Source organism: Pseudochrobactrum asaccharolyticum (assembly GCF_003314995.1).
Classification (GTDB): domain Bacteria; phylum Pseudomonadota; class Alphaproteobacteria; order Rhizobiales; family Rhizobiaceae; genus Pseudochrobactrum; species Pseudochrobactrum asaccharolyticum.
This window is the reverse complement of sequence record NZ_QNRH01000002.1, coordinates 174,043-187,371: the sequence shown is the minus strand read 5'-3', so window position 1 is coordinate 187,371 and position 13,329 is coordinate 174,043. Positions and strand designations below refer to the sequence as shown.

The window sequence follows — 13,329 nt, the reverse complement described above, 5'->3', positions numbered from 1 at the left end:
GGATATGCAGAAAACACGTGAAGAAAAAGCTGACGAATTGCGGATGCTGACGGATTTTGTGACCCGCTTTGCTGCCGATCACACACCGGAAAACGGTTTGCCACAGACTGATCTGGATCTGTGGCCGCAGATTGCGGAAATGGGGCTGATTGGTCTTGCACTGCCGGAAGCGTTAGGCGGTGCGGATCTGGGCGCTGAAGGTCTGGCAGCGGTGGCACAAGCTCTGGGAAGCGTTGCCTTGCCGGTGGATTTTGCCTGCGGTGCAGCACTCGCAGCTAACCTGTTATGTGAAGCACAAAAGAGCAATCCGGATGTTGAGCCATTGCTGAAAGCCTTCCTCACAGGTGAGGTGCGCTTAGGCATTGCCGGTCAGCTGGCGACTGCTGCGCAGGGGATCAAGTCTTCTAACTTGCCGGAACTGACCGGCAATGGTCTGGCACTCAAAAAACTTCAGGTCTTTGGTGCGCGTGAGCCGGAAAAACTGCTGTGTCTGGTGCAGCAAGGCGGTGGCGTTGCTCTGTGTCTGGTCTCTCCGGAAAAGGCACAGTTCCGTCAATTATCAATGATTGACGGCCGGATGATGAGTGAAATCACGGCAGATATTGCGCCGGAGAATATTCAGGTGCTGCTATCAGGTGCTGATGCGCAACAACGGATTGAGACCTGCGCGGCAGATATTCTGATTGCCGTTGCCGCAGACAGTCTTGGCGCGATGGATAATCTTTATCGTCAGACACTGGATTATATGCGGATGCGTAAGCAATTCGGCAAAGCGCTTGGCTCTTTCCAGACTATTCAGTTCCGTCTCGTGGATATGTCCGTGGCACTGGATGAAGCAAAAGCCTTGGTTGAAGCCGCAGCGGAAGCGCAGGATAATGGTGCAGAAGATGCCCGTGCTCTGACCCTTGCCGCATGGGTGCAGACATTGTGGTCTGCCCGTTATATCGCACAGGAAGCCGTTCAGCTTCACGGCGGTATTGGTATGACCGAGGAATGTGCGATTTCCCCGCTGGTCAAGCGCCTGCTGGTGAATGAACACAGCTTCGGACAGGCGGAATCCTATATGTCAGCCTATCGTCAGTTGGCTGCCTGAAACGCCTTGCGTAAACAAGCGAGCAGAATATGCTCCGGCTCATTGAGATTGCGGGTGCCGCTGGTGCCCGCAATCAGATAAAAATGCGGAGCATCCGGCAAAGTATACTGTAATAAGGGTTTCGCGGAGCTGATATTGTCTGCCAGAGCCGCAGGGATAATTGTGCTATAGCCGTTGCCCGCGAGTGCCAGACATAATTGTAAAGACTGGGTTTCCAGCGCCGGTTGATACTCGGCCGCTTCCGGCATTTGCATCAAAGCGTTGCGGATACTGTCACCGGTAGCAGACAAAGCCAGCGGCGCGTCTTCTGCATCGATATCAGAAATATATTGCAGCGGCCCCAGATCGGTTAAAAATGCAGCATTTTCAGGATGTGCCGTGCTCTCCATAAGTGCAATGGAGTACTCTCCCTGCTTCAAACGTTCTTGCAGATTATGCGTCGGTGCCTCACTCACTTTCAAAAGCACATGCGGGCACAGGCACTGCCATTCCCGCATAGCATTGCTTATGGCAGTGGCGCTGATCGGGCTGAGCAAGACCATCGGGCTGAGGCCGAAAGATATCACCGGTTCGTCCATCACCGCAATTTGCTGCGCACCCTGACGGATCGCATCAGCCAGATTGAGCACGCTTTGCAGCAAAGGCGCTTTATGCACTGCAGTCGGCAGCGGATGCAGACCTTTATAATGGCGGGCAAACAGTGCCGTACCCATCAGTTGCTCTGTTTTGCGCAATTGTGCGGACAGGGCAGGCTGGGTCTGATTGAGCCTGCGGGCAGCTTCGCTCATATTACGGCAATGATAGAGTGTCAGAATACTCTGGATATCGCGCAGCGACACCGGCGGGTTATAGAGCGTCACCGTCTGCCGGTTCAGTTCTTCGCGTACCAGCTTGATAAAGTCCTGTGCGACGACAGTCAGCTTTTCATCTTTCGTAGTGATTTTCGCTGTGACAGGGCTATGCAGTGGGTTTTCCAATTGCAGCACAGCAAGATCATTGCGGCTGATGCCGCTGGCAAGCAAACTATGCGGCGCCAGCAGAAGTACCGGCTGTTTGGCCTGTTTCAGTCGGGTGAAAATCCCTACATCTTCCGATGTCATCTCCGGCGCAGGCAGATCATGCTGGCGGCAATAGGCGCGGATACGGGCCTCTTCAGCGGGCAATAACGGTGGCAGCCACAGGCTGTAATTGCGCAAATCTTCTGAACTGAGCGGAGCCTGATCTTCATCGAGCACAAGGCCGCCCGCAACGGCAATCCATTCATCGTCAAACAGAAATTGTTCCTGCTCGCTGCCATTTTGCGAAGCATAGCCCAATAGGATATCTGTATTCTCAGTGCTGCTGGTGTCGAAGGCGCTGATCAGTGGTGAACGGAAATGCACTTGTGCGTAATATTCAGGATGGGAAAGCCGGAAAGGACGTACGGCCGCAGTCGCCGCACGGGACAATTTTCCGAACATGAAATGCAGCGGCGAGCTGACTTTCAACGCAGTAGAAATGGCCTTTCCGGAGAAGGCGGTTTCCACCGCCTGCAAGGTGGCGGCCGCTTGCTGAAACAACCAGCGTCCTGCTTCGCTTGGTACAAGTCCCTTTGGACCGCGCACGAAAAGTTCCAGCCCTAACTCGGTCTCAAGCGCAGAAATTGCGGTGCTGAGTGTGGAGGGTGAAATCTGCTCGGCTTTGGCTGCTTCTGCATGATTATAATACTGGCAGGCCAGAACAAAATAGGCGAGGGAGCGAAGTTCCATGGTCTGTGCAGCTTTATGTTTTTAAAGGACAGTTTTCTATAGCTGTTCCTCAATACAAATGACCAGCTTAAAAACAAGACTGAAGCAGACAAAACAAAACCGGCTCTGCTAGGCAAGGCCGGTTTGTTATCAAGTGATATGGAGTGATCAGGTGCGGAATGTTGTTTCCGTATTCAGCGGATAGATCGGACGGCGCAGTTTTTTATAATCGCGGGCATTCAGATTGGCTGTGCTCAACCCATCGGCGTCCACTTCGATAATCGCTGATGCGATAGGCCCGAAAGCCGCGCGGAAATGCTGCTGGGATTTTACCACAACAATATCATAGTCCGCGGGCTCAATACCAACGCTGCGGAACAGGTTTTTATCCAGCATCTGCTGACGTTCTGATGAGATCAGCATGTCGGTATTGCCGACACGAAAACAGACACTTTTGCCGAGCGAAGCAGGTAGTCCCTGAAACATCGGGCCTTCGAAAGTAATATTGCCGTCTGAAATGGCGATCACTTCACCGGTCAGAGTAATCGCACCGCCACCGATTTTCGGGTCAATCTTGCCGCCAAGGCTGACCGTGCATTGTGCACCGATACCCGCCGCTGCCAGTTCCTCAACCGCCTGCGGGTCACAGAAAGCACCGAAGGTGCTGCGCCCGACATTGGTTTCCAATAACCCCTTAAGCACGGTTGTTGCATCGCTATAGGCGCCGCAGCCCGGATTGTCGGAGAAATCGGCAATCACCAGCGGGCCTTGTTTGGTGTTACTTGCAAAATGTACACGAATAGCCTCCGGCATATCCGGTGCTTGCAGACGACTGTCTTCATCCTCGCGACGGTTCCAGATTTCGAGACACAAATGCTCGGCATGGCTGACAGCCTGAGCTTCATTCACCTTATTGCGGTCATAGCAAATTACAGCAGAAGGGCCGGTATTGAATACATCGGCATCATAAAAACCGGCATTGATCGAGGTGGCGAGAATGCCGTCCTGTGTTGCGATCTGATCGGCGATCTCCAGAATTTCGGTCATCGCACAGGCATGGGTGGTACGCCCGTCATTGCAGCCATTGAGCATTGGCGGCTGACGCACGGCAATCGCAGGGCTGATCTGACCACGCATTGCTTCTTCAAGCAGTTTACCAGCCTTACGGCCGCATTCGGCCATATCCACATGCGGATAGGTGCGGAAAGAAACCGCAATATCCAGTAGTGCGCTCATTTCCGGTGCGCTGTTGGCGTGCAGGTCGAATGTACCGGCAATGGGTATATCATGGCCAACGATATTGCGGATGAATTGCAGCAATTCGATCTGGGCATCATCTGCGCTTTCCGAGCACATGGCACCATGAAAAACAATGAACACGCCGTCTGGTTTGTGTCCTTCAAGCATTTCAGCCACATCACGCTGAAAATGCTCAATCATAGACTTTTCAACCAGACCACCAGGTTCGGCGCGCGCAGCAACCGTATAGACCGGCTGCCAGCCATAGCTCTCGCAACACTCGATAAAGCCGCCGATCTCGGAATTGGTCCCACGGCAATGGGTTTCGATCTCCTGACCTTTAAAATAATGGCAGAGATGGAAGTCCTTCAAAGTGGTTTTCAGTTTGGAAAACGTATTGGTTTCCTGATTGAGTTCAAGAACGGCAACTTTGAAGCTCATAGGGGTATCTTTCATTTATACGGCAATGCGTTTGACAGACGAACGGGTGTTCTGCCCTGCCGTTGTTTGTGGCAGGACAGAAGGATGGAGCCTGTAAACGGAACGCTGTTTCAGGCTTCGGGGGAGGCGGGGATTATTTTAAATAGGCGCTGGCATTGACCGGACGCGCCATAATGTCGAAGTCGAAATATTGTTGACGGATCTTGTCGTAAGTGCCGTTTTTCATAATTGCATCAAGCGCCGTATTCAGGCGATCCGCCAGATCGCCGCTGTCTAAGCGGACTGCCATGGCATTGCCCTGTGCTGCATCGAGAATGAAAGGCTTGCCGACAAATTCACAGCAATTGCCGCTGTCCTGTGCAAGCCAGTCGCTCAGCGCCATCTGGCTTTCCAGCACCATATCGAGACGGCCGCTGTCCATATCGAGGAACGCTTCGCTGAGAGAATTATAGAGTTTCACTTCATTATCAGGGAAATATTCTCTGAGAGTCTCAACGGCTACAGAGCCGGACTGCGTACCGATGATTTTGCCTTCCAGAGCTGCCTTAGAGACATCCTGAATACCGAGATCTTTGCGGGCGATGAAATGCATCGCATTGAAATAATAAGGCTTGCTGAAGCCGACTTGCTTTTTGCGCTCATCATTGATGGCCATGGAAGCAATCATGACATCAAATTTGCCGGATTGCAGGGCAGGGATAATCCCTGACCATTCATGGGTGCTCCATTCACACTCAATTTTCATTTCCGCGCAGACGGCCTGACCGATGTCATAGTCGAAACCTTTGATTTCACCGCTGCCGGATACATAGTTGAAAGGCTTGTAATCGCCTTCGGTGCCGATGCGCAATTTTTCCGCAGCCATTGATGGTGCCGTTAACAGGCTAAGCAGCATGCAGCCTGCCGCTGTTATTGATAAAGCTTTCATGAGAGTTCCCCCGATTATATTCTTTTAATATCCGGAACGATTGTAAAGCTGAATGCGTCGTGCTTCCTCACACTGGCGCAGTGCACTTTTTATCAATTAAAATATTGATATTAATCGATAATTTTATTTTCATGTTGTGTTTGTGATTGGAGCATGATGGATTTTATAACCGTATGCAATGTGAAAGAATTGACGTAAGGTATCGAAATAATTCATAGCTGAATATGAGGCGGGGGAAGAGATGCGCGATTTGCCAGGGCTGAAATCATTGCGGGCATTTGAGGCGGCAGCGCGTGGCGGCAGTCTGACGGCAGCGGCTGATGAATTATGCGTCGGGCAGGGCGCAATCAGCCATCAGATTCGGTTGCTTGAGGATTATCTGGGACTGCGGGTGTTTATCCGCAGACAGCATGGTGTGGAATTGACACAGGAAGGCACCCTGCTGTTTACCTCCTGTCAGCGGGCATTCGACGATCTGGCTGGCACTATCCGGCATATCAGTCCGCGTACAGCGCAGAAGATCTTGCGTGTCAAAGTCGGGCCATTTTTTTCGATGAAAATTATCGCGCCGCGCATTTCCGAGTTTTTGGCACAGCATCCGGGTTTGCAGCTGCATCTGTCTCATCTCGACACCAATGTTCCCGCATCCGGCCAGCCGGATATTGTGATTGATTATCGTCTGGGTGCTGTTACCGGAAAGTTCTCCCGTCAATTGCTGCGGGAAAGGCTGGTGCCGGTCTGCGGTGCATCAATCCGTAATCAATATAACAGCGTGGCGGAATTGCTATGCAGCAACCGGCTGCATTATCGTTCTGTGTCTGAATGGCAAAGCTGGATTGCCACATCCGGCCTGATGCTCGGTCATAGCCAGCAGGATCTGATTTTTGACGATCAGCATATTATTCTGGAAGCGGTGAAAGAAGGGCAGGGCGTGGCACTGATTGATCAGGCGCTGGTCGAACAGGAATTGCGCACCGGTCAGATGTTTCTGGTGTCAGAACATAGTTTTGAACCGCAGGAAACCTACCAGTTTGTCTGTCAGGAGGACTTGTTCCGTTCAAAGCCGGTAACAAAAGACTTTCTCGACTGGTTATTGCGGGAAGTGGCATTGCGGCGAAAACAACAGGATTCCGCCGCGCTTTGTCTCGATTAACTTGTTCTTATCGTGACAGTGCCTGACTTGGATAGCGCAATGTTGCGTCAAAGGGATTGAGCTTGCTGGAAATCAGGGCCGCCTCTTTTTTGAGAAGATCGGCAATGGTACGTTGACGTTGTTCTGTCAGACGTGAGGCCAGTGTGCCGATACTGAGTGCTGCGACCGCCACTCCGTTCTGATCAAGTACCGGCACGCCCAGTCCGGCCATGCCTTCAATCATCTCAAAATTCATATGGGCGGCGCCGGTTTCGCGCACAGCGTCAATCATAATGCGCAAATCCACCTCATCAATGGCTGCGCGGTCGAGAATGCGCGGCATGTTGAAACGGATAATCGCCTCACGCTCTTCTTCAGGTAGAAAGGCGAGAATGGCGATGCTGCCCTGACCGATGCCGAGCGGCACCTTGCCGCCAATATCGCCGGTGAAAGAGCGGATCGGAAATGGGCCTTCCACACGGTCGAGGCACACCACATCAAAGCCGTGGCGTACCAGCAGAAATACCGTGTCATTGAAGGTTGCGGAGAGGCGCAACAGTGCCGGACGGGCATAATCCAATATGCCGTCGCGCTGGCGGGTTTGTGCTGCCATGCAGAAAAAATCAAGCGACAAACGATAGGATTTTGTATCGCTGATTTGCTCGACCAAACCTTCGCTGATCAGGCTTTTGAGCAGGCGGTGTGCTGAGGGCTGGCTGAGCTCCAGCTCTCGTGCGAGATCAATCAGCCGCATTCCGTCCCGTGAATTTTCAGCCAGACCTTTCAAAATCTGGATCGCTTTAGTGAGGCTGGTATTCACAGGGGATTTCGTATTTTCACTCATTGCCCGACTCTTGAAATGCAATAATTCCGTATTATGAATTAAACTATATAAAATATTTCAAAATAGAAAATAGAATTTGTCTAATTTGCAAATTTTCTGTCAATTATCGGATGAATTCCGCTTTAAGTGAAATCTGTCTGCATGTCTTTGTCACAGGGCTGCCATGAAACAGGCCGGCTGAAAGAGCGGTGAACCGCCGGATCGCCCGCAATATTTACCCTGATGCGGGCACTGCGGTTCAACTTGGATAAACCCGCTCTAAGGGAGAGATGCATGAGCTTTTTAAACCTGAAACAGGTTTCCAAAATTTATGGAAAATTCACAGCCGTGAAAGATTTCGATCTGGCCGTGGAAAAAGGTGAGTTTATCTCTCTGCTCGGCCCTTCAGGTTGCGGCAAGACCACAACGCTGCAGATGATTGCCGGTCTGGTAACGCCAAGCGCCGGTTCTGTGACACTGGATGGCCGTGATATTACCTATACAGCGCCTGCACAGCGCCAGCTTGGTGTGGTGTTTCAGAGCTATGCATTGTTTCCGCATATGACTGTTGCGCAGAATGTCAGCTTCGGTCTGGAAATGCGTAAAGTGCCGAAAGCAGAGCGTGACGAGCGTGTGAAAGAAACACTGGGTCTCGTGCATCTCTCTGCATTGGCAGACCGCTATCCGCGTGAAATGTCCGGTGGTCAGCGCCAGCGTGTGGCGATTGCCCGTGCGCTGGTGATCAATCCGCCGGTGCTGCTGCTTGATGAACCGCTGTCCAATCTTGATGCGCAACTGCGTGAAGAAATGCAGTTTGAACTACGCCGTATTCAGCGCGCGGTTGGTATCACCACCATCATGGTAACGCATGATCAGGCAGAAGCGCTGTCGATCAGTGATCGCATTGTGGTGATGGAGAAGGGCAATATCACTCAGGTGGATGCGCCTTATAAGCTCTATGAGCATCCGCGTAATGATTTCATTTCCAACTTTGTCGGCAAATCCAATTTCCTGAATGCGCAGGTTGAAGCCGGAAATGTACTGGCAATTGAAAATACAACAGTGCGCTTTACACCGGAACAGGCTGTGAGCGGCAAGAAAGTCTCGCTGTTCATCCGTCCGGAAAAGCTGAACCTGACCAATGCCGGTGCCGGTCATGTTGATGGCACTGTAACGACCCGTTATTTCATGGGCAGTCAGTGGTTTGTGACTGTAACCACGCCAGCCGGACAATTGTCCGTGTCTCTGCCGAATGTCGGTACACCGCCACCGGCAGAGGGCGAAACCGTTGGTCTGATCTGGCAGCATGAAGATTGCCGGATGCTTGCAGGCGGAGCGGCCTGACCATGAGCGCAACGACTGCTGACACAAAAATCAAGGAAAAGCGCAGCCGCGCACCGCTGTTTCTGGCTGGGCCTGCGACACTGCTTTTCATCGGGCTGGTGCTGCTGCCGCTGGCACTGACAGTTATCCTGTCGTTCAACAGCTATAATTACGACACAGGTATCGAAAACACCTTCACGCTGCATAATTATATGCAGGTTCTGCAGGATGATTATTACCTGTCGATTTTCTGGCGCACTTTGCGTCTGGCCTTGCTGACCACGGTGATTGCTGTGGTGATCGGTGTGCCGGAAGCCTATATCCTCTCGAATATGCGTGCGCCGTGGCGCTCGATCTTCCTGCTGGTGATTATTGGGCCGCTGCTGGTTTCCGTTGTTGTGCGTACCTTCGGCTGGAGCATGATCCTTGGCCGCAACGGCTTCGTTAACGGCGCTCTGACGATGGTCGGGCTGGAGCCGGTGCAGCTGCTCTATACTGAAACCGCGATTGTCGTCGGTCTGGTGCATATTATGCTGCCGTTCATGGTTATTCCGGTCTGGACAGTGCTGCAGAAGCTTGATCCGACGGTTGAGGCCGCGGCACTGACCCTTGGTGCGTCCCGCTTTACAGCGCTGCGTCGTATCGTGTTTCCGCAGGCCATGCTCGGTATTCTCTCCGGCAGCCTGATTGTCTTCGCCTTGTCGGCCAGTTCTTTTGCGATCCCGGGTCTGCTTGGTGGTCGTCGTTTGAAAATGGCTGCAACCGTTGTCTATGACGAGTTCATGATTGAGCTGAACTGGCCGCTCGGTGCTGCCATCGCCATCATTGTTCTGGTCGCTAACCTTGTCATCATGATTGCCTATAACCGCATGATTGAGGGACAGGCCAAACGGAAGCTGGGTTAATATCATGCAGAAAAATGGTCCTGTTGCTCTGATTTTTCACAGCCTCGTTGTCATCTTCATGCTGGCGCCGATGGTGGTGGTCTGTCTCGTTGCTTTCACACCGGAAAACACACTGACAATGCCGTGGAACGGTCTGTCACTGCGTTGGTTTGAAGCGGTTTTCCAGCATAATGATTTCATGACTTCCTTCGGGAACAGTCTGAAACTGGCCTTCCTTGCAGCGACGATTTCGACGCTTCTGGCCGTGCCATCGGCGCTGGCAATTACCCGTTATGATTTCGCTGGGCGCGATGCACTGAATGCATTGTTTCTGTCGCCGCTGATCATTCCGCATCTGGTGCTCGGCGTTGCTTTCTTGCGTCTGTTCTCGCTGATGGGCATGAGCGGTTCATTCTTCTGGCTGGTGGCAACGCATGCGATTATCATCACGCCTTATGCACTGCGTCTGGTGCTGGCCTCATTAAGCAGCATGGATCGCAATGCGGAAAATGCTGCCCGCACACTGGGTGCCGGTGAATGGACTGTGTTCAAGCGTATCACCCTGCCATTGTTATTGCCGGGTGTGAGCGGTGGCTGGTTGCTGGCTTTCATCAACAGCTTTGACGAGCTGACCATGTCGATCTTCGTGACATCGCCTTCAACAGTCACGCTACCGGTACGCATGTATATGTATGCCAGTGAATCGATTGACCCGATGATGGCTGCGGTCTCCGCACTGATGATCCTTGTGGCGACAGTTGCGATGATCATTCTTGATCGCCTGTTTGGTCTGGATCGTATTCTGGTCGGAAAAGGCTGACCGGAGTGAGCGCGCAGATTTTAAACGCTTCCAGCGGCGGCCAGTTTCACCGCCGCTACCGTCAGGACGAAAAGCCGGTTGGCTTTTCACTGAACGGCGTTGCTCAGACCGGCCGTCACGGCGATACGGTGCTGACTGCTATTATGGCGGTGAGTTCTCATGTTCGTCATACGGAATTTACCGGTGAGACCCGTGCCGGTTTCTGCCTGATCGGTGCCTGTCAGGATTGCTATGTCATGACAGAAGAGGGGCAGCGTATCCGTGCCTGCACCACGCCGTTGCAGGAAGGTATGCGCTTTGTAACAACCACGCTTGCAGAAGCCGGAGTGTGATGATGGCCAAAGCCGATTTACAGCCGGTGATTATCGGGGCGGGGCCTGCGGGTATCCGTGCAGCGGATGTGCTGGTGAAGGCCGGTTTGCGTCCGCTCGTGCTGGATGAAGGTTTGCGGGCTGGCGGGCAGATTTATCGCCAGCCACTGATTGATGACGGCCGCTCCTATGCCAAGCGCTATGGTTCGGAAGCGTCAAAAGCCAAAGCGCTGCATGAGACCTTTGAAGCGCTGCGACCGGCGATTGATTATCATCCGGAAAGTCTGGTGTGGAATATTTCACCAAGCGGTGACACGCGGTTTCTCGATGTTATGTCGAATGGTAACTACCGCCGCATCGAATGCTCGGAGCTGATTGTTGCGAGCGGCGCAACCGATCGCGTTCTGCCCTTTGCAGGCTGGACAATACCCGGTGTTTATACACTTGGTGCATCACAGACAGCCTTGAAAGCACAAGGCGTGACCATCGGTAACAAGCTGGTTTTTATGGGCTCAGGGCCGCTGCTTTATCTGGTGGCATGGCAATATATGAAAGCCGGTGCCAAGGTTGTGGCGGTACTGGATACGGCTCCCTTTAAAGCCAAACTGCATCTGGCGCAGCTGGCATTGCATGCACCACGCATAGTGGCATTGGGTATGTTCTATGCCATGCAGCTGCGCCTTGCCGGTGTGAAAACCGTCTATAATGTGCGCCCTGATAATATTGTCGGGAAAGATCACGTTGAGGGCATCCGCTACCATATTCAGGGCAAGACTGGTGTCAAAACGCTGACCTGTGATGCACTGGCCTATGGATTTGCATTGCGTCCGGAAACACAATTGGCGGATCTCGCCGGTTGCGCCTTTGAATTCAATAGCCACGACAGAGCATGGCTGCCGGTGCGCGATGCGCAGGGGCAGAGCAGCGAACAGGGCATTTATCTTGCCGGTGACGGCAGTGGTATTGCCGGTGCTGATGCAGCGGAAATCTCCGGTGAGCTGGCTGCAATGGCATTGCTGCAAAAGCGCGGTCTGGCGACAGATAGCAAGCGGATTACGGCACTGCAAAAAGCCCACCAGAAGATTATCCTTGAGCGTGATCTGCTGGAGAAAGCCTTTCCGTTTCCGCGAGATTGGTTTGAAACTGTCAGCCCTGATGTCACTCTGTGCCGCTGCGAGGAGGTCACAGTTGGTGAGGCACTCAATGCGATCAGTGGCGGCAGTATCCGCGAAATCAATCGTCTGAAAGCGCTGAGCCGTGTCGGTATGGGGCGTTGTCAGGGGCGGATGTGTACTGCTGCAGCAACAGAACTTCTGTCATCGCAATTGCATATTGATGCGCTTGAGCTCGGTCGGCTGCGCGCACAAGCGCCGGTGAAGCCGGTGCCGCTTGGCTTTGGCGCAATGCAGCAGGCTGATGAGCCAGCAGGCAAGGTGGTGTCATGACCAGACATTTGGATGCAGATGTAGCGATTATCGGCGGTGGTCTGGTAGGCAGTTCTGCGGCCTTGGCGATGCGCAAGGCCGGTTTGTCAGTTATCCTGCTGGATAAAGGTTTTTGTGGTGCGCAGGCCAGCGGTGTCAATTATGGCGGTGTGCGCCGTCAGGGGCGCGGTGTTGAACAATTACCACTGGCTGAACTGTCCCATGAAATCTGGGAGCGTTTGCCGGAACTGATCGGCATTGATGGTGAATATCAGCGCAGTGGGCATCTGAAACTGGCACGCAGTGAAGAAGATTTTGCCAAACTCGAAGCCTATGCCGCCCGTGTGCGTCCGCATGGGCTTGAGCTCGAGCTGATCAGCGGTAAAGCTGTCAAAACACGTTTTCCATGGCTGACCGGCGATGTCGCAGGGGCATCGCTCTGTCATGATGATGGCCATGCCAATCCGCGTCTGGTATCTCCGGCTTTTGCCCGTACAGCCAAAGTGGCGGGAGCAACCGTGCTGGAACATATGCCGGTGCATGAAGCGGTTGCCACTGGTAATGGTTTCGCTTTGTTTGCGGGTGAGGATACGGAAATCCGTTGCCGCCAGCTGGTCAATACGGCGGGTGCCTGGTCAGATCAGTTTGCCACGCAATTTGGCGAGAGCGTTCCGCTCAAGAAAATCTACCCGTCAATGGTGGTGACCGAGCCGCTGCCATATCTTCTGCCGATGAGTATGGGCGAAGAGGGCGGCAGTTTTTATGGTCGTCAGGTAACACGCGGTAATTATGTTATGGGCGGCGGGCGCGGTGTCGTGCTGGATAATCCGGATTATTCACGGCCTTCTGTGACCGCAGCTTCATCGGTGATGCAGCGGGCGATTGCACTGTTTCCGCATTTGCAGCACGCGCATGTTATCCGCTTCTGGTCCGGCACGGAGGCAGAGATGCCGGACGGCAATCCGGTGATCAGCGCCAGCTCTAAAGTGAACGGCTTGTTTCACGCTTTCGGTTTTTGCGGTGCCGGTTTCCAGACCGCACCGGCGGTGGGTTCAGTGCTGTGCGATCTGATCACCCAAGGCCGCAGTTCAATTCCGGTTGAGGCTTTCAGCATCGACCGTTTCCATGATTTTCAGGCGCCTTGATTTGCCTGAAATTCAGTTCTTTGTCTTCATAATGGGAGT

General features: G+C 53.0%; 12 protein-coding genes. 8 read left to right on the top strand and 4 right to left on the bottom strand.

What is annotated here, in order from left to right; genetic code table 11:
- Window positions 1-4: 4 nt before the first annotated feature.
- Entirely contained in the window at window positions 5-1,093 is a 1,089-nt protein-coding gene (locus DFR47_RS05450; protein WP_113943400.1) for an acyl-CoA dehydrogenase family protein, read from the top strand.
- On the opposite strand, the gene DFR47_RS05445 is transcribed toward DFR47_RS05450, so the two are convergent.
- The 3 genes from DFR47_RS05445 to DFR47_RS05435 all read right to left on the bottom strand — a co-directional run bounded on the left by DFR47_RS05445 (window position 1,078) and on the right by DFR47_RS05435 (window position 5,428).
- Window positions 1,078-2,841, bottom strand: coding sequence for a LysR family transcriptional regulator (locus DFR47_RS05445; RefSeq protein ID WP_113943399.1), 1,764 nt, complete (start codon window positions 2,839-2,841; stop codon window positions 1,078-1,080). The genes DFR47_RS05450 and DFR47_RS05445 overlap by 16 nt on opposite strands.
- 147 nt (window positions 2,842-2,988) lie before the next feature.
- Entirely contained in the window at window positions 2,989-4,500 is a 1,512-nt protein-coding gene (locus DFR47_RS05440) for a M81 family metallopeptidase (RefSeq protein WP_170137449.1), read from the bottom strand.
- 133 nt (window positions 4,501-4,633) lie between these two features.
- Window positions 4,634-5,428: a transporter substrate-binding domain-containing protein gene (locus DFR47_RS05435; protein ID WP_113943397.1), complete on the bottom strand. Its 795-nt coding sequence runs from the start codon at window positions 5,426-5,428 to the stop codon at window positions 4,634-4,636.
- Between the two features lie 241 nt (window positions 5,429-5,669).
- On the opposite strand from DFR47_RS05435, the gene DFR47_RS05430 reads away from it, so the two are divergent.
- The gene (locus tag DFR47_RS05430) at window positions 5,670-6,581 is read left to right on the top strand and encodes a LysR substrate-binding domain-containing protein (RefSeq protein ID WP_113943396.1); all 912 of its coding nucleotides are present in this window, start codon (window positions 5,670-5,672) and stop codon (window positions 6,579-6,581) included.
- A 7-nt stretch (window positions 6,582-6,588) separates the two neighbouring features.
- On the opposite strand, the gene DFR47_RS05425 is transcribed toward DFR47_RS05430, so the two are convergent.
- Window positions 6,589-7,404: an IclR family transcriptional regulator gene (locus tag DFR47_RS05425; protein WP_113943395.1), complete on the bottom strand. Its 816-nt coding sequence runs from the start codon at window positions 7,402-7,404 to the stop codon at window positions 6,589-6,591.
- A gap of 273 nt (window positions 7,405-7,677) precedes the next feature.
- Here DFR47_RS05425 and DFR47_RS05420 point away from each other — a divergent pair, with 273 nt between their 5' ends.
- The 6 genes from DFR47_RS05420 to DFR47_RS05395 are packed head-to-tail and all read left to right on the top strand — an operon-like array spanning window position 7,678 to window position 13,290.
- On the top strand, window positions 7,678-8,727 hold the full coding sequence (locus tag DFR47_RS05420) for an ABC transporter ATP-binding protein (RefSeq protein ID WP_113943394.1): 1,050 nt from the start codon (window positions 7,678-7,680) through the stop codon (window positions 8,725-8,727).
- A 2-nt stretch (window positions 8,728-8,729) separates the two neighbouring features.
- Window positions 8,730-9,611 (top strand): ABC transporter permease, encoded by an 882-nt coding sequence (locus tag DFR47_RS05415; RefSeq protein ID WP_113943393.1) that lies wholly within the window; start codon window positions 8,730-8,732, stop codon window positions 9,609-9,611.
- Between the two features lie 4 nt (window positions 9,612-9,615).
- Complete coding sequence (locus tag DFR47_RS05410) at window positions 9,616-10,410, top strand: ABC transporter permease (RefSeq protein WP_113943392.1); 795 nt, start codon at window positions 9,616-9,618, stop codon at window positions 10,408-10,410.
- A gap of 5 nt (window positions 10,411-10,415) precedes the next feature.
- Window positions 10,416-10,742 carry a (2Fe-2S)-binding protein gene (locus DFR47_RS05405; RefSeq protein WP_245416462.1) on the top strand — a complete coding sequence of 109 codons (327 nt, stop codon included), beginning with the start codon at window positions 10,416-10,418 and terminating at the stop codon, window positions 10,740-10,742.
- A 2-nt stretch (window positions 10,743-10,744) separates the two neighbouring features.
- Window positions 10,745-12,166, top strand: a complete 1,422-nt coding sequence (locus tag DFR47_RS05400; protein ID WP_113943391.1) for an FAD/NAD(P)-dependent oxidoreductase — start codon at window positions 10,745-10,747, stop codon at window positions 12,164-12,166.
- Entirely contained in the window at window positions 12,163-13,290 is a 1,128-nt protein-coding gene (locus DFR47_RS05395) for an NAD(P)/FAD-dependent oxidoreductase (RefSeq protein WP_113943390.1), read from the top strand. Before DFR47_RS05400 ends, DFR47_RS05395 begins: the two co-directional genes overlap by 4 nt.
- Window positions 13,291-13,329 lie beyond the last annotated feature (39 nt).

Bases quoted from the DNA above. Each gene is read 5' to 3' on its own strand.
- DFR47_RS05440 (WP_170137449.1), bottom strand. From the start codon at position 4,500: ATGAGCTTCAAAGTTGCCGTTCTTGAACTCAATCAGGAAACCAATACG.
- DFR47_RS05400 (WP_113943391.1), top strand. From the start codon at position 10,745: ATGGCCAAAGCCGATTTACAGCCGGTGATTATCGGGGCGGGGCCTGCG.
- DFR47_RS05445 (WP_113943399.1), bottom strand. From the start codon at position 2,841: ATGGAACTTCGCTCCCTCGCCTATTTTGTTCTGGCCTGCCAGTATTAT.
- DFR47_RS05450 (WP_113943400.1), top strand. From the start codon at position 5: ATGCAGAAAACACGTGAAGAAAAAGCTGACGAATTGCGGATGCTGACG.
- DFR47_RS05415 (WP_113943393.1), top strand. From the start codon at position 8,730: ATGAGCGCAACGACTGCTGACACAAAAATCAAGGAAAAGCGCAGCCGC.
- DFR47_RS05395 (WP_113943390.1), top strand. From the start codon at position 12,163: ATGACCAGACATTTGGATGCAGATGTAGCGATTATCGGCGGTGGTCTG.
- DFR47_RS05420 (WP_113943394.1), top strand. From the start codon at position 7,678: ATGAGCTTTTTAAACCTGAAACAGGTTTCCAAAATTTATGGAAAATTC.
- DFR47_RS05425 (WP_113943395.1), bottom strand. From the start codon at position 7,404: ATGAGTGAAAATACGAAATCCCCTGTGAATACCAGCCTCACTAAAGCG.
- DFR47_RS05430 (WP_113943396.1), top strand. From the start codon at position 5,670: ATGCGCGATTTGCCAGGGCTGAAATCATTGCGGGCATTTGAGGCGGCA.
- DFR47_RS05435 (WP_113943397.1), bottom strand. From the start codon at position 5,428: ATGAAAGCTTTATCAATAACAGCGGCAGGCTGCATGCTGCTTAGCCTG.
- DFR47_RS05410 (WP_113943392.1), top strand. From the start codon at position 9,616: ATGCAGAAAAATGGTCCTGTTGCTCTGATTTTTCACAGCCTCGTTGTC.